The following is a 24605-nucleotide window of genomic DNA, read 5'->3' on the forward strand; positions in this document are numbered from 1 at the left end:
TCAACAGCCTCGGCTACGACGTCACGATCACTCCGGTCACCGCAGCCTGATCCACCCCTACTTTTGTATTAGTTGGGTAGGCGACGACGGCGGGACCCGCCTACCGTCGTGAGCGCACCTAACGTTGCCGGGCCACCCAGCGCACCGAGACGGTGGTGCAGACGCAGAACGCGGCCACCGAGCCAAGGATGACGAGGAGCGGCACGGTCCAGCTGCCGGAGATGCCGTGCACGTAGCCGATGATGGTGGGAGCCAGGGCCGCGAAGCAGTAACCGACCCCCTGCACGACGGCGGACATCTTGCCTGCCGAGGCCTGGTCGCGGGCGAACCTGATGATGGCGATGAAGATGACCGTGATGCCGCCACCCTGGGCGACTCCCCCGAGCGAGGACCACAGCCACCACCAGCCCGGGGCCAGCAACAAGCCCAACGGCACCGTGAGCCACAAGGCACCCAAGGTGGCCGCTACCGCCGTCGTACTGGTAAAACGGGCGAGCAGCGGCACGCCGAGGCCACCGACAATCGCGAAAATCTGGAAGAGCGACGATCCCGCGCCGGCTTGTGCGGTTCCCATGCCCAGCTCGTCGGCCAGGAAGCTCGGAAGCCACGCGGTCACGCCGTAGTACGAGAATGCCTGGCCTGCGAAGCCGAGCGTCAGGCCAACGGTCAGCCAGCCAACGCCGGCAGCCTTCCCGCCCCGCGATCCCTCGGCGGCCGGCACCGCAGCCGGAACGAACGCTCGGCGGGCACCGACCGCGGGGATCCAGAACACGATGGCCACCAGCGCCAGGAGGGCACTCGCCGCGAGGGCAAGCCGCCAACCCACAAGTTCCGCGAGCGGTGCGGTGGCCACCGAGGTCAGGAAGGACCCGATGTTCAGGGCCGCCGTGTAGACGCCCATCGCTGTTGCCTGGCGCCGCGGCGCGAAGTCCCGGCGGATGATGAGCGGCACTGCGATGTTCCCGATGGTGATGGCGAGGCCGATGAGGACCGTACCTGCCATGACCGGAACGCCGCCGCCGCTTGAGCGGATCACGACGCCGGCCAGCACGCCCGCCAGCGTGAGCATCACTGCGAATTCAGCGCCGAACCTGCGTCCCGCCATCGAGGCCAGCGGCGCGGCGAGCGCGAAGCAGAGCACGGGAATGCCCGTCAGCAGCCCGAGTTCCACGGGTGAGAATCCAAGGTCCCGTTTGAGGGAATCCACCACCGGCGCCACCGCGACGAAGGGTCCTCGCATGTTGAGGGCGATGAGGCCTATGCACGCGAGGATCAGCCAGCCTCTTGGGACCTTGGCGAGGAATTGGCTGCTCATGGGGTGCGCTGGAGGGCGGCGAAAGTAGACATCACCTTCATTGCTATCACGGCATGCAGCGACGGAACGCCATAAGTCGCCGCTCAGCCCGTTGCCTGCAGCGTGGCTTCAATCACGGCCGGGGACAAAACGTGCTGGGTGACCATCTGGCTAGCACCGAGGATCGCGGCCTGGTCGCCCGCCATCGAGATGCCGATGCGCAGGTGCGAGGTGGCCAAGGGAAGGGAGCGCCGATAGACGACTTCGCGGATGCCGGCCACAAGGTGCTCACCGGCCTCCCCCATGCTGCCGCCGATCACGATCATGGAGGGGTTGAGCAGATTGACCACGGTCGCCAGGACATCGCCGACGTCGCGTCCGGCCTGCCGGAGTGCCTGGATCGCCTGGAGGTTTCCGTCGGCCACGAGATGCAGCACATCGCCGCCGTTGCTGGCAGCGAGTCCTTGGGCGTGGAGCTGGCGGGCGACGGCGGGTCCCGAGGCGAGCGCTTCAAGGCAGCCGTAGTTCCCGCAACGGCAGAGGACGTCGTCGCCGCGGGGAACCCGGACGTGGCCGAGGTCCCCGGCCGTGCCGTTGGCACCGCGCTGCAGCTCGCCGCTGCTGATGATGCCCGCGCCGATGCCCGTGGCGATTTTGACGAAGAGCAGATTGTCGTGGTCCGGCCAGTATGCCGTGCGTTCGCCGAGGGCCATGATGTTGACGTCGTTGTCCACGAGGACCGGGACCGGCAGCGAGCGTTGCATGTAACGGACCACGTCGAACCCGTCCCAGCCGGGCATGATCGGTGGTTTGATCGGCCTGCCGCTGTCGTGTTCCACCGGTCCGGGCAGCCCGATGCCGATTCCGGCAAGGTCTTCAAGCTTGCGGTCTGCCTCGGTGAGGAGCTCCCGCCCTGCAGCCACCACCCTGCCGAGCACCACCTCGGGACCGTCAGCGACTTCCTGCGCGAGGCGTCGCTCGGCCAAAACGGTTCCACCGAGATCGGTGACCGCGACGATCACGTGCGTAGCTCCGACGTCGACCGCCAGGACAACACGGGCCGCAGGGTTGAAGGCAAAGCGCGACGGCGGCCTGCCGCCGCTGGAACTCGCCTCGCCGGCCGGGCCCACGAGTCCGGAGTTCATCAGGGCGTCGATGCGCGAGGCGACGGTGGAACGGGCGAGCCCGGTAGTGATGGCGAGTTCTGCCCGGGTTCGTGCCTGGCCGTCGCGAAGAAGCTGAAACAGATCTCCTGCACGCGAAAGGCTCCCGGCGTCCTGTACGGGGCCGTCCTTGCCGGGGTCTTTTCCGGGTGCTGAGGTCATGCATCAGTGATAGCACGATTGCTTATGGGTGTCACGCAGTAAAAAGATTGTCGAATGTTTTTCAACTTTTGCTTGCTCATCGACAAAAGTCGTCGTAGGTTGTTTGTGAGAAGGGTCACGTAGCCCACGAAGCCACGCTGAAACTCCAGAGACTCCGTTTACGAAGAGGTAACTGATCTTGTCCAGCCACTCACAGGCAACACCGTTAGGATCACCGAAGCCCCTCGGCGTCGGCATCCTTGGCGCCGGCCCGGTCACCCAAGCAATCCACCTTCCCTCCCTGGCCCGGCTCCGGAACATCCTGGAAGTCCGCCACATCATGGACGTCGACGCCGCGGTCGCCGAATCGGTCGCAGCCCGCGTCGGCGCCAACCACAGCACCAGCATGGACGCGCTCCTGGGCGATCCCGACGTCGACATCGTGGCCATCTGCAGCCCCCACCAATTCCATGCGGACCAAGTCATCGCAGCGTGCCGCGCAGGAAAGAAGGCCGTCCTCTGCGAAAAGCCCTTCGCCATGAGCGGCGAGGAAGCAGCCCGGATTTCGGCGGTCAGCGCGGAAACGGGCGTGCCGATCATCGTGGGCGCCATGCACACCTTCGATCCAGGCTGGCTCGCAGCAGAAGCCAACTGGGGCGATCTGCCCGAGAACGTCCACACCATCCGCTCTTCCATCGTCCTTCCGCCCAATGCCCGCTTCGAAGACTTCGCCACCGAAATCATCACGCGGCCCGCAGGCGGCACCCCCGACTACAGCGACGTCGAGGTCATCAAGAACGCCCTCCGCGGCGGCATCATGGGACTCGCCATCCACGACCTCCCCCTCGTCCGCCGCTTCATACCGAACTTCGAGGACCTCGAAGTTCTGCAGGCACGCCATGTGCGCCCCTTCGGTTACGTGATCTCCCTGCGTTGCGGAAAACACGGCGCCGGTGACCGGATCATCGAACTCAGGGCGGCCATGAACTCCACCTGGAAGCCGGAATGGGCATTCGAAGCCATCTCGGACGACACAGCCCTTCGCGTGGACTTCACCCCTTCCTACGTGCAGGCGGGTTCCGCCGTCGCAACTATCACCCGCAATGCCGCGAGCACCACCTACGGACCCTTCGAGCACAACGGCTACGAGGGCGAATGGCGCGAACTCGCCCAACTGGCACTCGGCACAAAGCAACCGCCGTCCGCTGAGACCCTCATCAATGACCTCACCTTCGCGATAGCCATTGCCGACGCCACAGTGGATGTTGCGGCCGCGGAACACGCGAACAGCCATGCAGGAGCCCACTCATGAGCACCCAGTACACGGTCGCCGCCACCCCGCGGGCCGAAGAGAGCGGCGCGGTAGGACTCGCGGTCGCGTCGCTTCCTGCGAGCTTCGGCCCCGTGGCCGCCGGGGAGGCCGCACGGATCTCCGCCCTCGACGGCACCCCCGGCTGGACCACGGAGGCCATCAAGGCGATCGACGGCGGAGCATCGGGCATCGTCGTCGTCAACCCGGTCCCGGAAAATACCGCCACCCTGCTCGACGCCGCTGAAGCCGCCGGCGTAGCGGTTGTCCTGGACCAACGCTGGGCCTCCAACCCCGGCCTCGCAGGAGCCGAAGACGCCGTCCGCACGGTCGCCGGCCGCGCCGCGATGCTGGACACTGTCGCGACGGCCGCGGCAGGCACGGATCCGGAACGGCTGCTCACCGAGCATCTCGCCGCCGTCGTACGCGTCACCGGACAACTGGACGCGCTTCGCGTCCTGCGCCACGGTCCGCACGGCTACACGGTTTCCGGGCGGCTTGCCAACGGTGCCCCGGTTTCGCTCCAGGGCGTGCTGAGCAACTCCCGGGCCGCCGGCGTCGACTTCCGCCTCTACACCGACGACGGCGGTGTCAGCATTGCGGTCCCGGAACCGCTTGCCGCCTGGCCGGCCGAAGTCCGCGCTACCGGGCCCCAAGGGGAAATCCTCCTGCCCACGCTGTACGAATCCGCCCACCGCACCACCTGGCGCCGGCTCAAGGAACACCTCGACGCCGGCACTCTCCCTTCCGATCTGGCCGGCTTTGCGCGGTTGACGGAATCCATCGCGCACTTGACCTGAACCTGCACTTCTCCTCCACGCAACCAGCGCAATCGAGCAAAACAGAGCACCAAAGCAATCATTAGCCTTCTCGACGACGAGCCGGACCGCACCAAACGCGCAGACCACGCAGCGGTCCCGAAAGGAATCATCATGAATGTTCAGTCCGAAGCCAAGCGTAATTTCTCCCGCAGGGGATTCCTCGGCCTCACGGCGGCAGCAGCCGCCGTCCCCCTGCTCGCAGCTTGCGGGGGCGGCTCCAGCTCGAGCTCCGCCGGCGGCGCGATCAAGTTCTGGGACATGCCGTGGGCCACAACGGCCTATAACGATGCCGCGAAGAAGATCACCGACGGCTTCTCGGGGGCCAACAGCAAGGCCAGCTACCAGATCATCCAGTGGAACAACTTCTACCAGACGTTCTCCTCGGCCATCGCGTCCAAGACCGGACCCGCGGTGTCCACCGGTGGTGGATTCCAGGCGTTCCAGTTCGACCAGCAGGGCCAGATCGCGTACGCAGACAAGGTTGTCGACGCACTGAAGAAGAACGGCCAGTTCGATGACTTCCTGCCGGGCGTCCTGGAGCCGTTCAAGTCGGACAAGGGCTACGTCGCTGTTCCGTGGCAGCTGGACATGCGCCCCCTCTGGTACCGAAAGTCCCTCTTCGACCAGGCCGGCGTTGCGGTTCCTACCGACTGGCCCAGCCTGCTTGAAGCCGGCAAGAAGCTCAAGGGCATCGGCGCCGTCGGATTCGCGACAGGCTCCGGAGCCGGCAACAACATCGGCAACCACTTGATGATCATGATGATGATCAACAACGGTGGTGGCGTCTTCACCAAGGACGGCCAGTTGGACGTCATGAACGACCGCAACGTGGAAGCCACCGAATTCCTGCTCGAACTGGTCTCCAACGGCATCATCGATCCCGCGGCCGTCAGCTACACCTCGGACAACCTCGACGCGCAGTGGAAGAACAAGAAGGCCGCTTTCGGCATGTACGTGCTCGGCGTCCCGCAGCGCGTGGGAGACACCTCGGGGGACCTCATGGTGGCAAGCCCGATGGCCGGTCCGCACGGCGACAAAGCCACGCTGGTGTTCCCGAACAACATCATGATGTACAAGAACACTCCTTCCCAGGACGCCTCCGAGGCCTTCCTGACGTACTACATGGGCCAGCTCAAGACCCTCTGGCAGCAGAAGCTCATGAACGCCCTCCCGGTCTTCAAGTCCATCACCGAACTTCCCGAGTTTGCCGGCGATCCCAACAACGTCAAGATCGTCAAGGAATACCAGCCCATCGCGAAGACCTTCGCCGCCCAGGGAACCTCCCTCAACGCCAACCTCGCTGTCCTCGACGGCGGCCAGGCACTCAACCAGTTCACCCAGACCATCCTCACGGGCAAGACCGACGCCAAGTCGGCGCTGACAGCCTTCCAGAGCGGTCTCCAGTCAGTCCTCAAGAAGTAAAACGCCATGTCATCGACCACAACGCAATCGGGCCCGGGGGCGGGTCCCGTACCCACAACGGCGGCCTGAACCGCAAGAGCAAACTGTCGGGCCAGACCAAACGGACCTTCTTCTGGCTCCTCCTGCCCTCGATCGTCCTGCTCGTCCTGATCAACGGCTACCCGCTGATCTACGCGGGCGTCCAGGCAACCCACGACGGCTCCCTGATCGACACCGGCAACTTCGTCGGCGTCGACAACTTCGCCACCGTCCTGTCCTCGGCCGCCTTCTGGAAGGCCGCGCAGTTCACCCTGTGGTTCACCATCGTCGGCGTCTTCGGCTCCTGGCTGGTGGGCCTGGGCCTGGCCCTGCTCCTACGCACCAAGATCCCGGCGGGCGGCACCTTCAAGGTCCTGCTCCTCCTGCCGTGGGTGGTGCCGATCGTGGTGTCCTCCACGGCCTGGAACTGGCTCGTCGCCACCCCGGACAGCCTCATCCCTTCGATCTTCCGCAACCTTGGACTCGGCACGCCGCTGTTCCTGGCCGACCCGCACCTCGCCGCCGTCATGGTCATGGTCTTCAAGGTCTGGGTCAGCTTCCCCTTCATGATGATGATGATCTCCGCCGCCCTGGCCTCCGTGGACACCACCGTCTACGAAGCCGCAAGCATGGACGGCGCCAGCAAGTGGCAGCAGTTCACCCAGATCACGCTGCCGATGATCGCCCGCTCCACCTACATCAGCTGGATCCTGATGACGATCTTCTGCGTGAACGACTTCCCCACGATCTACCTCCTCACCGGCGGCGGCCCCGTCGACGCCACCACCTCCCTCGTGGTCCTGGCCTACCGCAGCGTCTTCCAGGACTTCCAGACCGGTCCCGGCGTCGCCATCGCCTTCCTCATGACCCTCACCCTCGTCGTCGTGTCGGTCTTCCTGTACCGCCAGATCCGAAAGTCGAGCGTCGAATAATGAGCGCAGTACTGCACGCCCACCCCGAATCCGGACCCGCGCTCGGCGTCGCGGGACCCCAGAAAACCCGCCGCACCCTCTCCGAAGCCGGCTTGCACGGACGCTGGTGGCGGTTTGTCCTGATCCTGGCCATCACCGCGATCGTCCTCGTCCCGATCATGGTCACTGTGATCCTCGCCCTCACGCCGGGCCCGAACAGCACCGCCACCGGCCTGACCCTGGAAAACATCACCGGCGTCTTCTCCAAGACCCTCGCAGGCACCTGGCTGACAAACAGCCTCATCACCACGCTCTCCACGGTGGTCGTCTCCGTCGCCGTCGCGGCGCCCGCCGGCTATGTCCTCTCCCGCGGCCGCTCCAAAGCCGTCTCCGGCTACTCCCTGCTGCTCTTCGTCATGCAGTCCTTGCCGATCATCACCTCCGTGGTGCCGCTGTTCATCCTGTTCGCAGGCATGGGACTCGTGGACAACCTGCTCGGCCTGATCATCATCTACGTCGGCTCCACCATGACGGTGGCCACCTGGATGATGGCCGCCTACTTCGATTCCATCCCGGTCAGCCTCGAGGAAGCCTCCTGGATCGACGGATGCTCGGTGTTCGGATCGTTCACGAAGGTGGTGCTGCGCAATTCCCTGCCCGGTATCCTGTCCACAGCCATCTTCGCCTTCCTCCTGGCTTGGAACGACTACCTCGTCGCGATCGTGTTCCTGCGCTCCAACGAAATCTTCACCCTCCCGGTCGGCGTGCAGTCCTTCTTCCAGCAAAACCTCACCGACTGGTCCGGCGTCATGGCCCTCGCCGTCGTCATGATGCTCCCGCCCATCATCGTTTTCGCCACCCTGAACAAGTATTTCAGCGTCGGCGGCATCGGCGGATCCCTCGCCGGCCGCTAATTCGAACCTTTTCATGCAACTGACAACGCAAAGGAAAACCATGTCTTACTCCATCCAGCTGTACACCTTGCGCAATGCCATCCAGGAAGACCTGCCGGGCACCATCAAGAAGGTTGCCGAGATCGGTTTCACGCAGGTTGAACCCTACAATTTCGTGGCAACGGCAAAGGAGCTGGGCGCTGCCTTGAAGGAGAACGGGCTGAGCGCCCCCTCCGGCCACGCGCCGCTGCTGAGCCAGGACCAGGATGAGATCTTCGCCGCTGCGAAGGAACTGGGCATTGCAACGGTCATCGATCCCTACTTGCCCGCAGAGCACTGGCAGAACGCCGAGGACATCCAGGCCACCGCCGCAAAGCTCAACGCCGCCGCGAAGAAGGGTGCCGAATACGGCATCCGCGTCGGCTATCACAACCACGCCTGGGAACTTGAGTCCATCATCGGGGGCCAGACCGCCCTGGAGTACTTCGAAGGCCTCCTCGACCCGGAACTCGTCTTGGAAGTGGACACCTACTGGGCTGCGGTCGGTGGCCAGAACCCCGTGGAACTGCTCGCCCGCCTCGGTGACCGCGTGAAGTTCATCCACATCAAGGACGGCCCCGGCACCACGGACACGAAAGCCCAGTTGCCGGCGGGCCAGGGCACCATCCCGGTGCTCGACGTCGTTGCTGCCGCCAAGTCCCTCGAAGTAGGCGTCGTTGAGTTCGACGACTACGCTGGCGACATCTTCGAAGGCATCGCCCAGAGCCTCGCCTTCCTCCACGCAGCACAGGATGTGAACGCATGAGCGCCGCAACGCACCAGTCCACACCGTCCACCCGCCGGGGACCCGTCGGCGTCGCCGTCATCGGTGCCGGCAACATCAGCAAGGCCTACCTGGACAACCTGACGGTCTTCCCGGACCTGAAGGTCCATGTCATCGCGGACCTGTTCGAGGAAGCCGCGGAAGCGCGGGCCAAGGAATACGGCATCCCGGAATGGGGTGGCGTGGACGCGGCCCTGAACCATCCCGACGTCGAGATCATCGTGAACCTGACCATCCCGGCGGCGCACGTCGAGGTGGCCACTGCCGCGGTGAACGCCGGCAAGCATGTCTGGACCGAGAAGCCGTTCTCCCTGGACCGCGAATCCGGTTTGGCCCTGTTGAAGACGGCCGACGCGGCGGGCATCCGCCTCGGCTGCGCACCGGACACCTTCCTGGGCGCAGGACTGCAGACGGCCCGCCGGATCATCGAACGCGGCGACATCGGCACCCCGCTGACTGCCCTGACCATGTTCCAGACCCCTGGCCCGGAGTCCTGGCACCCGAACCCGTCCTTCCTCTTCGCCCACGGCGCAGGCCCGCTCTTCGACATGGGCCCGTACTATGTCACCGCCCTGGTCCAGACCTTCGGTTCGGTCCGCAAGGTCGCCGCCGTCGGGTCCAAGGCCAAGGAAGTCCGCGTGGTCGGTTCCGGGCCCAAGGCGGGCGAGGAATTCGCCGTCGAGGTCCCCACCCATGTGTCCGCGATGCTCCAGTTCGAGGGCGGGGCCTCCTCGCACAGCGTCTTCAGCTTCGAATCCCCCCGCCTGCGGATGGGCTTCGTGGAGATCACCGGCACCGAGGGCACCCTGGAACTGCCGGACCCCAACAACTTCGACGGCGACCTCAAGCTATGGCGCGCCGGGGCCGACGAAGCTGAAATCATTCCCGCCACGGGACCGGCCAACGGCCGCGGGATGGGCGTGCTGGACATGGCCCGTTCCCTGCGCGCCGGCGTTCCCCACCGCGCCCAGGGAGCCCTCGCCTACCATGTGGTCGATACCCTGGTTTCCATTTCCGAGTCCGCCGAAACCGGCACCTTCGTAGGCGTCGACAGCTCCGCCGTGACCTCCCAGGCCCTCCCCGAGGACTGGGACCCGATGGCCGCCACCCTCTAGGAATCACTCATGACTAGCTCCGCCCCTACCCCCACCAATCCTCACGACGGCGAACCGGGCAAGACACCCCTGGGTGTCGCCGCGATCGGCTACGCGTTCATGGGCAAAGCCCATTCCAACGCGTGGCGGAACGTGGCCAGTTTCTTCGACGTTCCGGCCTTCGAACAGAAAGTACTCGTGGGCCGGGACGCGGAACAGGTCGCCCAGGCCGCCACCAGGTACGGGTGGAGCGAGTCCGCCACGGACTGGCGCCAGGTCCTGGAACGCGATGACATCCACATCGTGGACATCTGCGCTCCGGGCTGGATGCACGCCGAAATCGCGACCGCGGCCCTGGAGGCGGGCAAGCACGTGCTCGTGGAGAAGCCCCTCGCGAACACCCTCGCCGAGGCCGAAGCCATGACGGAAGCCGCGCGTGCCGCCCGGGCGCGCGGCATCCAGTCCATGATCGGCTTCAACTACCGCCGCGTCCCGGCCCTGGCCCTCGCGAAGGAGCTCATTGCCGAAGGCCGGCTGGGCACGGTCCGGCACGTCCGCGCCGCCTACCTGCAGGACTGGCTCGTGGACGCCGACTCCCCCATGACCTGGCGCCTCAACAAGGAAACCGCCGGGTCCGGGGCACTCGGCGACATCGCCTCCCACGCGATCGACCAGGTCCTCTTCCTCCTCGGAGACACCGTCACCGAAGTCTCCGGCCGGCTCCACACCTTCGTGGACAACCGCCCCGGGGCGAACGGTCCGGAACAAGTAACGGTCGACGACGCCGCCTGGGCCACGCTGACCCTCGCCTCCGGGGCCATCGCCTCGGTGGAAGTCTCCCGCATGGCCACGGGCAAGAAGAACTCGCTCACGATGGAAATCTACGGCGACAAGGGCTCGCTCCTGTTCGACCTGGAATCCATCAACGAGCTCGGCTTCCTCGACGCCACGGTGCCTGTCCGGGAGCAGGGCTTCCGCCGGATCCTGGTCAACGAGCCTGAACACCCCTACATGGCCGCCTGGTGGCCGCAGGGCCACGTGATCGGCTGGGAGCACACCTTCACCCACGAGATCCGTGACTTCCTCGCGGCCATCGACGCCGGGACCCCGCCCTCGCCCTCGTTCGAAGACGGACTCGCCGTCCAGCAGGTCCTGGCCGCCATCGAAGAATCAGCCGACGCCAAGTCCGCCATCATCCAGGTCTCCGGCCACTAGAACCGCCGGCCGTCCAGCTTCCCCCGTAAATCTTTGCAAGGAGAACCAATGCCCCGCCCGTATACCCTGTTCACCGGCCAGTGGGCCGACCTGCCCTTCGAGGAAGTCGCCAAGCTCGCCTCCGGCTGGGGCTATGACGGCCTGGAAATCGCCGTCTCCGGGGACCACCTGGACGCCTGGCGCTGGGACGAACCCGGCTACATCGAATCCAAGCTCGCCGTCCTGGACAAATACAACCTCAAGGTCTGGGCCATCTCCAACCACCTCAAGGGCCAGGCAGTCTGCGATGACCCCATCGACTTCCGCCACCAAGGGATCGTCGGGGCCAAGGTCTGGGGCGACGGCGATCCCGAAGGCGTCCGCCAACGCGCCGCCGAGGAAATGAAACACACCGCCCGCCTCGCCAAGGCCCTCGGCGTGGACACCGTCGTCGGGTTCACCGGCTCCTCGATCTGGCAATACGTCGCGATGTTCCCGCCCGTCCCCGAGAAGGTCATCGAGGCCGGCTACCAGGACTTCGCCGACCGCTGGAACCCCATCCTGGACGTCTTCGACGAATGCGGTGTCCGCTTCGCCCACGAAGTCCACCCGTCCGAGATCGCCTACGACTACTGGACCACCGTCCGGACCCTGGAAGCGATCGGGCACCGGGAAGCGTTCGGCCTGAACTGGGACCCCTCCCACTTCATGTGGCAAGGCATCGACCCCGTCTCCTTCATCTGGGACTTCAAGGACCGGATCTACCACGTGGACTGCAAAGACACCAAGCTGCGCCCCACCGGCCGCAACACCGTCATGGGCTCCCACCTGCCCTGGGGCGACCCCCGCCGCGGCTGGGACTTCGTCTCCGCCGGACGCGGCGACGTGCCCTGGGAATCGAGCTTCCGGGCCCTCACCGCCATCGGCTACAACGGACCGATCTCCGTCGAATGGGAAGACGCCGGCATGGACCGCCTCCACGGCGCCCCCGAAGCCCTCGCCGCCCTCAAGAAGTTCGACTTCCCGCCCTCCCAAACCAGCTTCGACGCCGCCTTCAGCCAGGACTAGGTGGTGTCCGACGTGGGTAACGACGGGTTCGTCCCGCTGTTCGACGGCGCCAGCCTGGCCGGGTGGCACCCCGCGCCTCGGATCTACGGCTCGGTGTATCCCGGCGGCCCGAGCGTCCTGGAGCACTTCGACAGCCTCGGACTCCAGCGCCCCGTAGAGCCGGAGAAGCATCCTGCCCGCTGGAAGGTTGAAGACGGCGTCTTGATCGGCGAGCAGGACGCTCCCGGGAGCGGCTATGGCGGCTACCTTGTCAGCGACCAGGCGTTCGGGGACTTCGAATTGAAGCTTGAGATGCGCCCCGATTGGCCTGCGGACACCGGTGTGATGATCCGGCGTCAACGGGACAGCTGGGAAGGGTTCCAAGTCCTCGTGGACCACCGCCCCTCCGGTGGCATCGGCGGCTTCTTCGGCAACGGACTGGCGAGCTTCTCGGCCGTTCCGTTCGCGATCGACGTCGTCCGCGACGACGCCGGCCGCCCCACCGGCCTTGTCGCAGACGACCCGGCCACCTCTGTGGAACCCGTCACGGAAGTGAAGCGTGCCCGGCTCAGCTACGCAGCCGACGTCGACGATTTCCTCAACGTGTGGCGCTGGGACGAGTGGAACGAGCTGCGGATCCGCTGCGTCGGCAGCATGCCTGTCATCACCACGTGGATCAACGGCCTCAAGATCGCGGAACTGGATACCGCCACCCTGCAATCCCCCAACTACGACGCCGATGCGGTCTTCGAGGTGCTTGGCGACAGCGGACACATCGCGCTCGAGGTCCACGACAACGACGCCGTGTTCGGCGAAGCCCGCTGGGGCGTCGGAGCACAATGCAGGTGGCGGAACATCCGGATCAAGGAACTCCCGGGCGGCTCCGTCGAGGCCCCCAAGTGATACGGACCCTCCAACCTGGCCAGCGCTGCGAAGTATGGATCGCCTCCGCCACAGGTGCTTCCGAACTGGCCTTCGCCACGGAAGAACTCCTGCTGGAAGCACCGAACTGGACGCTCGATGGCGGCGCCCTCATCCTCAACGGTCACGGCGCCCTCTGGCGGCTGGATCTTTCGGGAGGACTCGAAAAGGTAGCCATCACCGGAATCCCGGACCTCAACAACGACCACATCCTCGCGCCCGACGGCTCCACCATCTACCTCTCGGCGAATGATGGCCATATCTACCGCGCAGACCTGGACGGCGGAGAGGCGGACCGCCTCACGGCCGACGACGGGTGGTTCCATTTCCTCCACGGCGTCAGCCCCGACGGACAGACGCTCGCCTACGTGGGGATAGAAGCCGGGGACTTCACCCAGCCTGGCCGGCTCATCACGATGCCTGCGGCAGGCGGCCCATCCGCGCTCGTGGACACCGGCCCTGGCCACTGCGACGGTCCAGAGTACTCACCCGACGGCGAATGGCTGTACTTCAATACCGAAGCCTTCACGGACCGGCCGGGCCACGCCCAACTCGCCCGGGTGCGGACGAGCGGCGGCAAGCCTGAGCACCTGCTGGAGAGCGACACCGTCGACTGGTTCCCGCACCTCTCGCCCGACGGGCGGCTGGCCAGCTACATCCGCTTCCCCGGCGGCACGGAAGGCCACCCCGCGGACTTGCCGGTCGACGTCGTCGTTGTTTCCACGAGCGACTGGGCGAGGCCGCTCCACACCTGGCCGCTCTTCGGCGGGCAGGGAACCCTCAACGTCAACAGCTGGTCGCCCGACTCGGAGCGGTTCGCTTATGTTGCCTATCCCGTCAGCACTTCGATTGGAACGCCATGATCCGCCACACGGTCGCTTTCTCCCTCATCCACGAGCCCGGTTCCTCCGGGGAACGGGAGTTCCTGGACGCAGCAGTCGCCACACTGACTGCCATACCGGTAGTGCAGGACTTCCGCGTATCCCGCCAGATTTCACAGAAGAGCCCGCTTGGCCTTCAGTTTGAAATGACGTTCGACGGCGCGGAGGCCTTCAGCTCCTACAATGACCATCCTGCCCACGTCGGATTCGTGGAGTCCCGCTGGGCGAAGGAAGTGTCCGACTTTCAGGAGTTCGATTTCGAACCCTACGGCACGGAAGAACGGTAGCGCCATGGCCGGCATCAGCGCTCTTGAAGCATTGGAAGCTCTGAAACGCCAGGAAGAGGAACTGATTTTCACCTCTTTCGATCACGGTGACGCCTGGAGGCTCGGCTCGCGGCTCACGGGCATGGCCCAGGCGGCAGGCCATGCCATCGGCATCGACATCCGGCGCCCCGGGCTCATCCTTTTCCGCGCGGCGCTGCCCGGCATCACACCGGACCAGGAATCGTGGATCGCACGGAAATCCGCACTCGTGTTGCGGATGGAATCCAGCAGCGCACTTGTAGAAGCCCGATTGTCCTCCGCCGGTATCGATCCGGTGGCCAGTGGGTGGCTGGGCGCCGACTACGCCGTGACAGGGGGCTCGTTTCCCGTGCGGGTCCGGGGCGTTGGCGTGGTCGCGGCCGTCACTGCGTCAGGCCTTTCTTCGCAGGAGGATCACGACCTCATTGTCGAAGGGATCCGCAAACACCTCGCAGCCTAGGCGGGAACCCTTCGCTCAACTCTCGGGCGGACCACCGCCGTCGTAATTCTTCCGGAAATGCCCCTTAAGATCAGTCTTGAGGGGCATTTCTGAGCCCGTTTGCCTGAGAGGACCGCATGAGCCAGACAATCCGTGAAGCAACAGCGGACGACGCCGGACCGCTGGCGGAGCTTGCCGCCGTCACCTTTCCGCTTGCCTGCCCGCCGGACTCCTCGCCCGAAGACATCGCGGCGCACCTGCGCAGGACGCTCAGCGCGGAGAAGTTCACGGAATACCTTGCCGATCCAGACATCACCATCCTGGCCATCGACGCCGCCGGTGAACTCCGCGGCTACAGCATGCTCGTGGCCCGCCCCACAAGCGATGCCGACGTCGCTTCGGCCCTGACGCTCAACCCTTCCACGGAACTGAGCAAGTGCTATGTGCATCCGGAACACCACGGCCTGGGCGCTGCCGCGGAGCTCATGAAGGCCACCTTGGACCGCGCTGCCGGCTCGGGGGCTGCCGGTGTGTGGCTTGGCGTCAACAGCCAGAACGCCAAGGCCATCCGCTTCTATGAGAAGAGCGGATTCAGGAAGGTCGGGACCAAGTCGTTCCGCTTGGGCGATTCCGTGGAGCACGATTTCGTGATGGAGCGGGCCGTCGCCGGGCTGTGACCAGTCCAACAGGCCAGGCCGGGAATGACCGGCGACCACTTCCGGTTGTCGCCATCATGAAGATTGAGATCTGGTCAGACGTCGCTTGCCCGTGGTGCTACATCGGAAAGCGCCGGTTCGAAACGGCCTTGGCTGAATTCCCGCACCGCGACTCGGTCGAGATCCAGTGGCGCAGCTACCAGTTGGATCCGAGCATCCCGGAACACTACGACGGCACAGAGCTGGATTACCTGAGCAAGCGCAAGGGCATGGACCCCGCGCAGGTCAGCCAGATGTTCGAGCACGTGGCGTTGCAGGCAAAAGGCGAGGGCCTCAACTACCGCTTCGACGACGTCGTGGTGGCCAATAGCTTCACGGCACACCGCCTGATCCATCTCGCAGCCGCCCACGGCAAGCAGGACGAAGCCAAGGAACTGCTCTTGAGCGGCCATTTCGAACACGGCAAGGACATCGGCAGCCAGGAATACCTGAGCAGCTTCGGCGGCGACCTGGGCCTGCCGGAAGCCGAAATCGCCGAGTTGTTCAGCACCGACAAGTACGCGGAGGACGTCCGCGGCGACATCGCCGAAGCACGGATGATCGGCGTCACCGGCGTGCCGTTCTTCGTCATCGACCGCAAGTACGGACTCTCCGGAGCCCAGCCCTCGGAGGTCTTCACCCAGGCCCTCACACAGGCGTGGCAGGAAGCGAATCCGCTGGTCGCCGTCGGCAGCCCCGATGCCGAGGCCTGCGGCCCGGACGGCTGCGCGATCTAGGAGATTAGCGGCAGCCGCGACACCCCAGGCGGGCAAGATATCGTGAGTGCCTCGATCGCTCTTCTCCGCAAAGCGGCGTCGCAAGTCTCCATCAGGACCATCCCCGGGACGCTCATCTCAATGGCATAATCCGATCGGGCGGCGTCCGGTAAAGGATCGGTTTACGGACGGAGCTAGCATCGAGTAATGGATGCCGAGCAGATACTCGAAGGTGGCAATGTCAGCGATGGGGTCGTACGCATTGGATCGACAGTACGCAAGCCGTGGATGGACTCGACGCCGAGCGTCTTCGAGTTCATGACAGCTGTCAGGAAAGCTGGCGTCGACGTGCCAGCGGTCCTAGGCCAGGATGAGCAAGGCCGACAAATCACCGAGTTCATTCCGGGTCGCCTTGCTCTCGGGTCAGAGCCACTCACGCATTCGGAACTTCATCGTGTCGGAGCGATGGTGCGCGCGATCCACGACGCGAGCGAGTCATTCGTTCCACCGCGTGACGCGCGGTGGAACGTGGCGATCCCATCACCGGGCGAAGAGTTGATCTGCCATAACGACCTGGCGCCGTGGAATCTCATCATCGGTGATCGTTGGACGTTTATCGATTGGGACGCTGCCGCACCGAGCACACGACTGTGGGATCTGGCCTACGCCGCCCAGGCATTCACGCTCTCGGACACGAACCAGGCGCCGGAGGAAGCCGCGCAGAATTTGACGGCCTTCATTGGTGGGTACGATGCGGATCGACGAATGCGCGGACAACTTCCAGAAGCGATGTCTCAGCGCGCGGCGGCGATGTATCACCTCCTAAAGTCTTCCCATGACTCGGGGCATGAACCGTGGGGTTCAATGTATCTCGAAGGCCATGGCGACCACTGGCGGGCCGCAACCGAATACGCGGAGCGCCATCAGGATCTTTGGTCGAAAGCGCTTCTCACATCCCCACGCTGAGGGATCCTTCACCGGACGGCATGTCGACTCTCAGGAGCAGGTCTTGAGTAAACCTGTCGCACCGGGACGAGCCCGGAAGGTGACGATGTGGCCGTTGTCATCCCGAAAAACAGCCTGTGAACCGGACACGGTCACGGTGCCCGCCTGATAGGGGTTCCCCCATCCCGGAGGGGGATTGCCCTGACCATCATCCAATGGTGTTTCGGCAATGAAGAACGTGTCATCGACGCGCAATTCCTCGATTCCGCAGTGCGTGTAAAGCATGATTGGCATGCCTGAAGCAATGGGGGTCGGTGCTTCCGCGGAGGCTTCTGTGATCGGCGTTGCAGGCCCTGCGCACGCACACAGGACGGCGAATAGCACGACGGCCAATGATGAGATCCTAATTTTTCCGGCCACACGACCCACCCCAGTCCCCGATCAGGCTCACAGAATATGCCTTGGGAAAGTTGGCCACAATGTCTAGCCAGGTTGGTCGTACGTGTCCGTTTTCCTCAACCTTAGAGGTGGAACGCCCAAAGATCTGGCCTTCAGCAGCGCCTACATGTGAATCGCAGCAGCGGCGTCGTCGCGCCGCCGAGGGGCTTCGAAGTCCGGTCGTCGCCTTTTATCCAGTAGTGATTCGGACTCCGGCGACGGCGCCTGTCCAAGGACCGTTCGGGTCGTGCCGTATCAGCGATGCCACGACATATCCCGCTGGCAACTCGACAATCTTCGACAAGACGCCGGAGCAATCAAGATCGAGCGACTTCAGCTGCTCAGACCCTCCGGCGGTGATGAACATCTGGGCGTTCGGGATGCCCACGCAAGCCGCCGTGACGGTATACCGGCCTGCGGTCGCCACTTTTACGGTTTTGCTGAAACCAACCCCTGGTCCGTCGGCAGGGCCGGAGTCCTCAAGGAGAACGAAACCTTCGGCCGCTCCAAGGCGCTTGTCCAATTCGCCGTAGTTGCGCTTTTCGGCATCCAGTATCTCCGGGCCCTTCGTGGGGACGAAAGGCGCTGGGCGAATGCTGTGCTCGGCGGCTGTCTGCACCGGATCGCCGGCATCCTCGTACGTGCACGCTGCCAGGCCCCCGGACAGCAGCAGGCCCAGCACCGCCGCCATAGCAGCACTGCGAATTGGTCTCATTCCCCCACGACCTGACATGGGCCGAGTCTATGGTGCGTTCGCCCAAAGGCAAGTCGCAACCGGTCCTTAAGCGTTGTGGGTTCGCGCTGTCCGTATGCTGTCCCCGGTCCGGGTACATGTACGGTCAAGGATCCCTCAGCGTTCACCTTGCGGAATCCAAGTGGCTCTATCGGCCATTCGGCCCCTGGCGACCAGACTGGATTCTGTCTCATCGCCCGTCGTCGCGTACGTTATTCCGTTTCACTCGCCGATTATGAATTAGCCGAATCAGTCCCACAGGCGCAGCTCCCATAATTAAGAACACAGGAAACTCAATGGTGGACTTCTCGCCTTGGCTCTGGGAGAGCAGGAGTGAGCCGGCGGCGATTAGGGCAATGCCACTAAGGAACAGCCATTTACTCGTTCTATCAGTCTCATTGGACTGTTGTCGAAATATGGGATTCGTTGTGGGATGACTTGCTACCTGTAGGAAAGCCGATGCAGTCATGAGGGCACTAGACAGAATGAGGACGGCAACAGCAGCGGTGGTCATCTTAGCTCCGGACTATTCTGGCAGCGGCTTATTAGTTCTTCCGTCGACCGAAGCCCCATCCAGGTGCCAACGGCCCTCCGTCTGCAAATAAGTTCCTCAGCGCATGCAGGAACCAACGCCACGAACTGCCTTCTGAGGTCGCCTTGCTCATGGGGACAGCGTACACATCGGCGCATTTTGTGGGGAGCTAGGGCAGGCGCGGTGTCCCCGTGAAGGATCGATCACCGTACCCTTGGGCCCGCTAGCCGAACGGCGGGATTCGCTCCGTACCAACTAATTTGAGACAAAACATCAACTAGTGAGGGAAAGAGTCACATCCCGGTGGAACCATCACCAGCCCCGGGAAACCACGGTCTCCGCCGGCCCAACTTTGCTGACAGATCCCTGTAAAGTGTCTGTATGCCTAGGATTACGGCCGCCACCAATGCCGCGCAACGCGCTGAAACCCGACGCCGGGTCCTGACGGCTTTCGGAGAACTGCTCTTCACCCACGGACTGCCCGGGTTGACCATGACCGACGTCGCGCGTCACGCCGGCGTCGGCCGGACCGCGGTGTACAACTACTACGCCGACATGGAACAGCTCCTCATCGCGTACGCCCTGGATGAGACAGAGCGGTTCCTGGGCGACCTGCGCGAATCCCTCGCGGCACTTCAGAACCCGGTGGACCGCCTTGCCCTTTACGTGCGCGCCCAGGTGGAAGACCTCAGCCGACGGCACCTCCCGCCGGGTCCTGCGATGGCGGCAGTCCTCTCCCCCGCTTCCTTCGCGAAACTGGCAGACCACGTGGGCGAACTCAACCTGCTGCTCCAGGACATCCTGCGCGACGGTATCGCCGCCGGCTACCTCCCGCCCGCCGACGTCGGCCAGCTCGCCCGGCTCATCCACGGAACCCTGTCCTCCAGCGCAGCACGCGGCAATTCGGCGAACGGGGCGGAGCTGGACGAGCTTGAGGAGCGGCTGGTCCAGACCGTGCGGTTCATCCAGTTGGGCGCAGGAGCAAGGTTCGACGACGACGGCCGGCCCGCGCGACTGGCGTAACTCGCCCGCGGAGCTGGCTGCGTCCGCCGGGCTAAGGCGTCGGAATCACCGGCAGCTTCGCGTTGTCCGCGATCCGCTGCTCGAGGCGGGGACAACTGAGCTTCCCCGGAGTGTTGTCCACGAGCTCCGGTGGGACGAGTGCCGAGAATCCCGGGGCGAGGATGAGGTCCACGGAACCATCCGTGCGTTGGTCCTGGACGTAATCGGTGCCGGCGATATTCTTCTGGATGTTGAACGCTGCCGCTTGGCCGCTGGATCCCGAAACCACCACTGCGGGGCCGGTGTAGCTCGTAGTGGAGTTGTCGACCGTGCCGACGTTGTATCCCCGGGCCTTCAACTGGTCCGCCACGTTCTTGGCCAGGCCGGGCCTGCCAGCAGCGTTAAAGACATTGATGCTGATCTTGTTGTTGGGCGTGTAGTCGAAAACCGTGGCGGGACACACGGCGGCCGGCGCCTGGCTTGCAACGGCGGAGGGGAAACGGATCACGCCGTTCATGACTGCCCATGCCCCCACGAGTCCGGCAACAACCACTCCGACAAGCAGCGCGAGGACGATCCCGTGCAGGAGGCGGCGGCTGAACCACCCCGGATGGCTCTCAGGCCCGGGAGCCTCAGCAAAAGTTGCCCGGAGATCCGGACCGGTGACAACGCGATGCCCGTGCAGGGTCGTCGGATCTTTCTGCCTACCGGGACGTTTCGGGCGCTTCCCCGGATCCGCGTTCTCGGGCACGGCCACCTGCTCTTCCGGGATTGTTTCGTTAACCATCTATCACGAGCACCCGGGCGTGGATGGCCGTGCGCTGGTGGAGCGCGGTCCGTACTGCGCGGTGGAGCCCGTCTTCGAGATACAGCAGGCCTTGGTACTGCACCACGTGGGGGAAGAGGTCGCCGAAGAACGTCGAATCCTCGGCCAACAGGGCTTCAAGGTCAAGGGTGCGCTTGGTGGTGACAAGTTCATCGAGCCGGACCGGACGCGGGGGCAGCGCGGCCCAGTCCTTTGGCGTGGAAAAACCATGGTCGGGGTACGGGCGTCCCTCGCCCACAGCTTTGAATATCACTGTGCAAGCCTAAAGAAGTAAGGCGCCCAAGGGAACTTGTGAGAAGTCGGCCACGAAGGTTGTGGCCAAAAGGTAACCGTTGGCGGACCGCGTGCGCCGAACGGTGGCGCCTCCCGCCGTCGGCCGTCACACCACTGCCGCCAACCCGCCGGACTGACAGAATGGGATCATGACTGCTTCAATGCCAGGCACGCACCCGGCCGCTCCTGCCCTCGCACTGCTCCTCGACGTCGACGGTCCCGTCGCAAGTCCCGTGACGCGCGATGTGAAGCCGGCGATCATCGCGGACCTTGTGGGCTTGGCATCCGCAGGCATCCCCGTCATTTTCAACACCGGCCGCTCGGACGCTTTCATCCGCGAGCAGGTCATGGCGCCCATGATCGCCGCCGGAATGCCCGCCGGAACCGTGGTCCACGCGATCTGCGAGAAGGGCGCCGTGTGGTTCAGCTACACCTCGGGAGGTCCCGGGCCCATCCATGTGGACCATGAGCTTGCCGTTCCGAAGGCCTACGGCGACGACGTCCGCCGCATGGTGGCAGAGGATTATGCGACGCACATGTTCTTCGATGAGACAAAGCGCGCCATGGTGTCGGTGGAGCAGCATCTGGACGTCTCAAGTGACGACTACCTTGCCGAGCAGAAGCTCTTCGACGCCGACGCCCTGGAACTCATGGGCAAGCACGGGCTCTCTGGCGCACTCCTGGATCACCACGCACCAGAGTCCGACGACGCCGCGGACTACCGCCTGGACCCCACCATCATCTCTACGGACATCGAGTCCGTCCGGCTCGGCAAGGATCTCGGCGCCAGCCGCGCGGTGGAGCTCCTCGCCGCCCAAGGGATCACCCCGCAGGCCTGGCGGACAGTAGGCGATTCGCGCACTGACTACGCCATGGCGGATTGGCTCCACCACAATGACCACAGCGTGAAGCACGTCGACGTCCGGCCCGCGGACGGCGTGCCCAACAAGCCCTACGATGTTCTTACAGCCACAGACCTCGGCCTGGGCGACGATGTCATTCACGACGACGCCGGAGGCGCGTTCCTGCACAGTTGGCGTGAAGCCTTGGTGGGCTAGGTTCACCAAGCCCGCGCCAACCACAATCTTTCGGAGAAAAGCCATCACAGACATGGACCAGCAAGCAATCTACTTCGGTAGCCCCGCCTCCGACGACGATGCGGTCGTTCCCGAACCGACGTCGCCCGCCGTCGAGGCGCGCCTCAAGCACCGCGCCGACGTCGTCCGCCATCGCGGCCGATACAGCTTGCTGAACCAGAACCGCACCCCGCAGGAGGTGATGGTCGAAGATCTACTCGTGATCCGTGCCGCACTCGACGCGGCCGGCCTGGACTTCATCCTGGTCCGCGGCAACGACCACCGGCCCGTGATCGCCGTCGACTGGAAGCTCCGGAAGAAACTGCGCCAAGCTCTGGTCTCGGCTTTCCGGAACGAGCCGTTCTACTCCATGACCGTCGATGCGCGGAAGAAATCCACGCTGCTGGTGGCCGACGGCGAGTTGTCCAGCAACCGGAAGGCCCGGATTTTCCGGCTCTTCCGTCCGCGCGTGGAACCCGGGGGCGGGCTGACGTACGGTCCCTCGTTGGGCGTGCAGCTTGAATTGTGGGAGTTCGACGGCGAACAACTCGTGTTGCCGGTGGAGAACTCCCTGACCCGGCGAACCATGCTGCGCCAGGACGCTGTCCGGGGCACGGTGGAACGCCACGGGCTGAGCTGGCCGACCATCGAGAACATGTTCGCGGACCACGCGAGCGACATCGACTTCGACGTCGACATTGTCTTTTCATGGGTGGACGGAAACGACCCCGCGTATATCGCGGCACGCCGCGAGCAGATGAAAGACGCAGTCGTGGGCGAGGGAGACGCTCACGAAGCCCGTTTCCGGCAGATCAACGAGCTCAAATATGCCTTGCGCTCGGTGTACATGTATGCGCCCTGGATTCGCCGGATCTATATCGCGACGGACTCCCCCGCGCCGGAGTGGCTGGCCGAGCACCCAAGCGTCAGGATCATGCGCAGCGAGGAGTTCTTCAAGGACCCCACCGTGCTGCCCACCCACAATTCCCAGGCCGTGGAATCCCAGCTGCACCACATTGAGGGCCTCTCCGAGCACTTCCTGTACTCCAATGACGACATGTTCTTCGGCCGGCCCGTTGCACCGGACATGTTCTTCACCCCCGGCGGAATCACCAAGTTCATCGAAGCTTCCACCCGGATCGGGCTGGGAGAGAACGACGCCGAACGCAGCGGCTTCGAGAACGCTGCCCGCGTCAACAGGAAGCTCCTCTGGGAGCGGTTCGGGCGCATCACCACGCGCCATCTGGAGCACACCGCCGCGCCCCTTCGGCGTAGCGTCATCGCAGAGATGGAGCGCGAGTTTCCGGCCGAGTTCGCCAAGACGGCGGCCAGCAGGTTCCGTGCGGCGGACAACATCTCCGTGACGAACTCGTTCTACCACTACTATTCGCTGCTCACGGGCCGGGCGGTGACGCAGACGGCCGCCAAGGTCAGGTACGTGGATACCACCCTGTGGTCCGGGCTGCACTACCTGCCCACGTTGCTCGCCAAACGCAACGTGGACTTCTTCTGCCTCAACGATGGCAGCTTCCCCGAAGTGGCTGCCGACGAAAGGGCCGGACTCGTCACGGACTTCATGGAGAAGTACTTCCCGGTCAAAGCCCCGTGGGAGAAGTAGTCCGCTAGCGGCGGGTCATCTCCGGACGCTTCGCGTCGGCCATGGAACCGCGTTCATGCGTGGCTCGCTGGGGAATCCGGATGCCTGCTTGGGCGAGCCGCCGCCGCGTAGCTTCCGGGCTGACGTACTCACCGACAGTCGGCGATTTGCCCAATGGCACCACCGAATGCACGATCATCTGCTCATAAACGTGGACCAGGTTGAATGCCTGGGCGCCGTCACGGCCGCGGGTGCCGCCCTGCGGAACGTTGAGGTCCTGCGTGTAGCAGCTCGCGGAAGCCACCGACACCGGGACGCCTGCGAACATCGCGGTGGTGGAGTAGTGCAGGTGGCCGCCCAGGATGGAGCGGATATCCGAATTGCGAACGACGTCGGCCAGCGCCGCTTGGCCGCGCAGCTCCACCAGGATGGATAGGTCGAGGACGCTCGGGACCGGAGGGTGGTGGAGGGCAAGGATCGTGCCGTCCGGAGCCGGCGTCGCGAGCTCCGATTCCAGCCAGTCGAGCTGGCTCTGGCTTAGCTCACCGTGATGGAAGCCGGGCACGGAGGTATCCAGCGTGATGATCCGCAGCCCGTTGACGAAGTAGCTGTGATCCACCGGGGCGTCATTGTCGCTCTGGTCGAAGAGGCCGGCACGGAAATTCGCCCGGTCGTCGTGGTTTCCCATCGCCCAGATCACCCGCGCGCCCATCTCCCGACAGGCAGGCTCGACGATCGACCGGAGTTTGGCGTAGGCACCCGGTTCACCCTGATCGGCGAGGTCGCCGGTGAAGATCACGGCGTCGGGGCGGACCTTTGACGCGTGCACTTCCGAGAAGAGCTGCCTCAGATGGGCTTCACTGTCGACCGCGCCGTAAAGGGGTTCCGACCCTCCCAACAGATGGGAGTCGCTAAGGTGCAGAAGTACGTGTCCTGGCCGCGGGTGCTCGGCCTCGATGAGCTCCATTACTACCTTCGGGTCGGTAGGAGGCGGCGCCTCCAGTTTCAGTCCCAATAGACACAATCCAACCAGACAAAAGGCTAACGCAGGGTAACTTACCGTCGGAATGTTGGAAAATTACTCGCGTTCCCCCTC

Annotated in this window: 26 protein-coding genes; 19 read left to right on the forward strand and 7 right to left on the reverse strand. The window is 64.5% G+C overall.

The genetic code is table 11. The annotated features are described in order from the left end of the window. Positions 1 to 118 precede the first annotated feature (118 nt). Both BMF89_RS08775 and BMF89_RS08780 read right to left on the reverse strand, forming a co-directional pair. Positions 119 to 1315: an MFS transporter gene (locus tag BMF89_RS08775; RefSeq protein WP_078106713.1), complete on the reverse strand. Its 1197-nt coding sequence runs from the start codon at positions 1313 to 1315 to the stop codon at positions 119 to 121. Positions 1316 to 1398: 83 nt separating this feature from the next. Beyond that, a complete protein-coding gene (locus tag BMF89_RS08780) occupies positions 1399 to 2619 on the reverse strand; it encodes an ROK family transcriptional regulator (RefSeq protein ID WP_078106714.1) in 1221 nt (406 codons plus the stop codon). A gap of 178 nt (positions 2620 to 2797) precedes the next feature. Here BMF89_RS08780 and BMF89_RS08785 point away from each other — a divergent pair, with 178 nt between their 5' ends. The 16 genes from BMF89_RS08785 (at position 2798) to BMF89_RS08860 (ending at position 17053) form a co-directional block, all read left to right on the forward strand. Next, positions 2798 to 3910, forward strand: a complete 1113-nt coding sequence (locus BMF89_RS08785) for a Gfo/Idh/MocA family oxidoreductase (protein ID WP_078106715.1) — start codon at positions 2798 to 2800, stop codon at positions 3908 to 3910. Then, positions 3907 to 4707: a hypothetical protein gene (locus BMF89_RS08790; protein WP_078106716.1), complete on the forward strand. Its 801-nt coding sequence runs from the start codon at positions 3907 to 3909 to the stop codon at positions 4705 to 4707. Before BMF89_RS08785 ends, BMF89_RS08790 begins: the two co-directional genes overlap by 4 nt. Before the next feature lie 132 nt (positions 4708 to 4839). Continuing rightward, on the forward strand, positions 4840 to 6150 hold the full coding sequence (locus BMF89_RS08795) for an extracellular solute-binding protein (protein WP_078106717.1): 1311 nt from the start codon (positions 4840 to 4842) through the stop codon (positions 6148 to 6150). Between the two features lie 11 nt (positions 6151 to 6161). Further along, a complete protein-coding gene (locus BMF89_RS08800; protein WP_078106741.1) occupies positions 6162 to 7100 on the forward strand; it encodes a sugar ABC transporter permease in 939 nt (312 codons plus the stop codon). Then, entirely contained in the window at positions 7100 to 7993 is an 894-nt protein-coding gene (locus BMF89_RS08805; RefSeq protein ID WP_078106718.1) for a carbohydrate ABC transporter permease, read from the forward strand. The genes BMF89_RS08800 and BMF89_RS08805 overlap by 1 nt, the downstream gene beginning before the upstream one ends. 40 nt (positions 7994 to 8033) lie before the next feature. Continuing rightward, complete coding sequence (locus BMF89_RS08810; RefSeq protein ID WP_078106719.1) at positions 8034 to 8777, forward strand: sugar phosphate isomerase/epimerase; 744 nt, start codon at positions 8034 to 8036, stop codon at positions 8775 to 8777. Further along, positions 8774 to 9910, forward strand: coding sequence for a Gfo/Idh/MocA family oxidoreductase (locus BMF89_RS08815; RefSeq protein WP_078106720.1), 1137 nt, complete (start codon positions 8774 to 8776; stop codon positions 9908 to 9910). The genes BMF89_RS08810 and BMF89_RS08815 overlap by 4 nt, the downstream gene beginning before the upstream one ends. A gap of 9 nt (positions 9911 to 9919) precedes the next feature. Further along, positions 9920 to 11104, forward strand: a complete 1185-nt coding sequence (locus tag BMF89_RS08820) for a Gfo/Idh/MocA family oxidoreductase (protein ID WP_078106721.1) — start codon at positions 9920 to 9922, stop codon at positions 11102 to 11104. Positions 11105 to 11152: 48 nt separating this feature from the next. Next, positions 11153 to 12151 (forward strand): sugar phosphate isomerase/epimerase family protein, encoded by a 999-nt coding sequence (locus tag BMF89_RS08825; protein ID WP_078106722.1) that lies wholly within the window; start codon positions 11153 to 11155, stop codon positions 12149 to 12151. A 12-nt stretch (positions 12152 to 12163) separates the two neighbouring features. Further along, the gene (locus BMF89_RS08830; protein WP_253190765.1) at positions 12164 to 13033 is read left to right on the forward strand and encodes a DUF1080 domain-containing protein; all 870 of its coding nucleotides are present in this window, start codon (positions 12164 to 12166) and stop codon (positions 13031 to 13033) included. Continuing rightward, a complete protein-coding gene (locus BMF89_RS08835) occupies positions 13030 to 13914 on the forward strand; it encodes a PD40 domain-containing protein (protein ID WP_078106723.1) in 885 nt (294 codons plus the stop codon). The genes BMF89_RS08830 and BMF89_RS08835 overlap by 4 nt, the downstream gene beginning before the upstream one ends. Continuing rightward, entirely contained in the window at positions 13911 to 14219 is a 309-nt protein-coding gene (locus BMF89_RS08840; RefSeq protein WP_078106724.1) for a Dabb family protein, read from the forward strand. Before BMF89_RS08835 ends, BMF89_RS08840 begins: the two co-directional genes overlap by 4 nt. 4 nt (positions 14220 to 14223) lie before the next feature. Beyond that, positions 14224 to 14697 (forward strand): heme-degrading domain-containing protein, encoded by a 474-nt coding sequence (locus tag BMF89_RS08845; protein ID WP_078106725.1) that lies wholly within the window; start codon positions 14224 to 14226, stop codon positions 14695 to 14697. Between the two features lie 116 nt (positions 14698 to 14813). Further along, positions 14814 to 15353, forward strand: coding sequence for a GNAT family N-acetyltransferase (locus BMF89_RS08850; protein WP_078106726.1), 540 nt, complete (start codon positions 14814 to 14816; stop codon positions 15351 to 15353). 56 nt (positions 15354 to 15409) lie between these two features. Next, entirely contained in the window at positions 15410 to 16108 is a 699-nt protein-coding gene (locus BMF89_RS08855) for a DsbA family oxidoreductase (RefSeq protein ID WP_078106743.1), read from the forward strand. Positions 16109 to 16294: 186 nt separating this feature from the next. Further along, positions 16295 to 17053 (forward strand): phosphotransferase, encoded by a 759-nt coding sequence (locus BMF89_RS08860; RefSeq protein WP_078106727.1) that lies wholly within the window; start codon positions 16295 to 16297, stop codon positions 17051 to 17053. A gap of 30 nt (positions 17054 to 17083) precedes the next feature. Here the strand turns inward: BMF89_RS08860 and BMF89_RS21575 are convergent, their stop codons facing one another. Both BMF89_RS21575 and BMF89_RS08870 read right to left on the reverse strand, forming a co-directional pair. Next, positions 17084 to 17326 (reverse strand): hypothetical protein, encoded by a 243-nt coding sequence (locus BMF89_RS21575; RefSeq protein WP_139359607.1) that lies wholly within the window; start codon positions 17324 to 17326, stop codon positions 17084 to 17086. A gap of 334 nt (positions 17327 to 17660) precedes the next feature. Continuing rightward, the gene (locus BMF89_RS08870; protein ID WP_253190766.1) at positions 17661 to 18185 is read right to left on the reverse strand and encodes a hypothetical protein; all 525 of its coding nucleotides are present in this window, start codon (positions 18183 to 18185) and stop codon (positions 17661 to 17663) included. 931 nt (positions 18186 to 19116) lie between these two features. On the opposite strand from BMF89_RS08870, the gene BMF89_RS08875 reads away from it, so the two are divergent. After that, the gene (locus BMF89_RS08875) at positions 19117 to 19758 is read left to right on the forward strand and encodes a TetR/AcrR family transcriptional regulator (protein ID WP_078106730.1); all 642 of its coding nucleotides are present in this window, start codon (positions 19117 to 19119) and stop codon (positions 19756 to 19758) included. A gap of 31 nt (positions 19759 to 19789) precedes the next feature. Here the strand turns inward: BMF89_RS08875 and BMF89_RS08880 are convergent, their stop codons facing one another. Further along, the gene (locus tag BMF89_RS08880; protein ID WP_078106731.1) at positions 19790 to 20524 is read right to left on the reverse strand and encodes a LytR C-terminal domain-containing protein; all 735 of its coding nucleotides are present in this window, start codon (positions 20522 to 20524) and stop codon (positions 19790 to 19792) included. Beyond that, the gene (locus tag BMF89_RS08885; protein ID WP_078106732.1) at positions 20517 to 20816 is read right to left on the reverse strand and encodes a hypothetical protein; all 300 of its coding nucleotides are present in this window, start codon (positions 20814 to 20816) and stop codon (positions 20517 to 20519) included. Before BMF89_RS08885 ends, BMF89_RS08880 begins: the two co-directional genes overlap by 8 nt. 169 nt (positions 20817 to 20985) lie before the next feature. On the opposite strand from BMF89_RS08885, the gene BMF89_RS08890 reads away from it, so the two are divergent. Beyond that, on the forward strand, positions 20986 to 21894 hold the full coding sequence (locus BMF89_RS08890; RefSeq protein ID WP_078106733.1) for a hypothetical protein: 909 nt from the start codon (positions 20986 to 20988) through the stop codon (positions 21892 to 21894). 52 nt (positions 21895 to 21946) lie between these two features. Beyond that, a complete protein-coding gene (locus tag BMF89_RS08895) occupies positions 21947 to 23530 on the forward strand; it encodes a stealth family protein (RefSeq protein WP_171983441.1) in 1584 nt (527 codons plus the stop codon). 4 nt (positions 23531 to 23534) lie between these two features. On the opposite strand, the gene BMF89_RS08900 is transcribed toward BMF89_RS08895, so the two are convergent. Next, on the reverse strand, positions 23535 to 24476 hold the full coding sequence (locus tag BMF89_RS08900; RefSeq protein ID WP_078106734.1) for a phosphodiesterase: 942 nt from the start codon (positions 24474 to 24476) through the stop codon (positions 23535 to 23537). Positions 24477 to 24605: the final 129 nt, after the last annotated feature.

The organism is Arthrobacter sp. SRS-W-1-2016, from assembly GCF_002009585.1.
Taxonomy (GTDB): Bacteria; Actinomycetota; Actinomycetes; order Actinomycetales; family Micrococcaceae; genus Arthrobacter; species Arthrobacter bambusae_A.

What these genes read in the sequence shown, in the direction of transcription:
- BMF89_RS08775 (WP_078106713.1), bottom strand. Translation starts at nt 1,315, where the DNA reads ATGAGCAGCCAATTCCTCGCCAAGGTCCCAAGAGGCTGGCTGATCCTC.
- BMF89_RS08780 (WP_078106714.1), bottom strand. Translation starts at nt 2,619, where the DNA reads ATGACCTCAGCACCCGGAAAAGACCCCGGCAAGGACGGCCCCGTACAG.
- BMF89_RS08790 (WP_078106716.1), top strand. Translation starts at nt 3,907, where the DNA reads ATGAGCACCCAGTACACGGTCGCCGCCACCCCGCGGGCCGAAGAGAGC.
- BMF89_RS08795 (WP_078106717.1), top strand. Translation starts at nt 4,840, where the DNA reads ATGAATGTTCAGTCCGAAGCCAAGCGTAATTTCTCCCGCAGGGGATTC.
- BMF89_RS08805 (WP_078106718.1), top strand. Translation starts at nt 7,100, where the DNA reads ATGAGCGCAGTACTGCACGCCCACCCCGAATCCGGACCCGCGCTCGGC.
- BMF89_RS08810 (WP_078106719.1), top strand. Translation starts at nt 8,034, where the DNA reads ATGTCTTACTCCATCCAGCTGTACACCTTGCGCAATGCCATCCAGGAA.
- BMF89_RS08815 (WP_078106720.1), top strand. Translation starts at nt 8,774, where the DNA reads ATGAGCGCCGCAACGCACCAGTCCACACCGTCCACCCGCCGGGGACCC.
- BMF89_RS08820 (WP_078106721.1), top strand. Translation starts at nt 9,920, where the DNA reads ATGACTAGCTCCGCCCCTACCCCCACCAATCCTCACGACGGCGAACCG.
- BMF89_RS08825 (WP_078106722.1), top strand. Translation starts at nt 11,153, where the DNA reads ATGCCCCGCCCGTATACCCTGTTCACCGGCCAGTGGGCCGACCTGCCC.
- BMF89_RS08840 (WP_078106724.1), top strand. Translation starts at nt 13,911, where the DNA reads ATGATCCGCCACACGGTCGCTTTCTCCCTCATCCACGAGCCCGGTTCC.
- BMF89_RS08845 (WP_078106725.1), top strand. Translation starts at nt 14,224, where the DNA reads ATGGCCGGCATCAGCGCTCTTGAAGCATTGGAAGCTCTGAAACGCCAG.
- BMF89_RS08850 (WP_078106726.1), top strand. Translation starts at nt 14,814, where the DNA reads ATGAGCCAGACAATCCGTGAAGCAACAGCGGACGACGCCGGACCGCTG.
- BMF89_RS08855 (WP_078106743.1), top strand. Translation starts at nt 15,410, where the DNA reads ATGAAGATTGAGATCTGGTCAGACGTCGCTTGCCCGTGGTGCTACATC.
- BMF89_RS08860 (WP_078106727.1), top strand. Translation starts at nt 16,295, where the DNA reads ATGGATGCCGAGCAGATACTCGAAGGTGGCAATGTCAGCGATGGGGTC.
- BMF89_RS21575 (WP_139359607.1), bottom strand. Translation starts at nt 17,326, where the DNA reads ATGCCAATCATGCTTTACACGCACTGCGGAATCGAGGAATTGCGCGTC.
- BMF89_RS08870 (WP_253190766.1), bottom strand. Translation starts at nt 18,185, where the DNA reads ATGAGACCAATTCGCAGTGCTGCTATGGCGGCGGTGCTGGGCCTGCTG.
- BMF89_RS08875 (WP_078106730.1), top strand. Translation starts at nt 19,117, where the DNA reads ATGCCTAGGATTACGGCCGCCACCAATGCCGCGCAACGCGCTGAAACC.
- BMF89_RS08880 (WP_078106731.1), bottom strand. Translation starts at nt 20,524, where the DNA reads ATGGTTAACGAAACAATCCCGGAAGAGCAGGTGGCCGTGCCCGAGAAC.
- BMF89_RS08890 (WP_078106733.1), top strand. Translation starts at nt 20,986, where the DNA reads ATGACTGCTTCAATGCCAGGCACGCACCCGGCCGCTCCTGCCCTCGCA.
- BMF89_RS08895 (WP_171983441.1), top strand. Translation starts at nt 21,947, where the DNA reads ATGGACCAGCAAGCAATCTACTTCGGTAGCCCCGCCTCCGACGACGAT.
- BMF89_RS08900 (WP_078106734.1), bottom strand. Translation starts at nt 24,476, where the DNA reads ATGGAGCTCATCGAGGCCGAGCACCCGCGGCCAGGACACGTACTTCTG.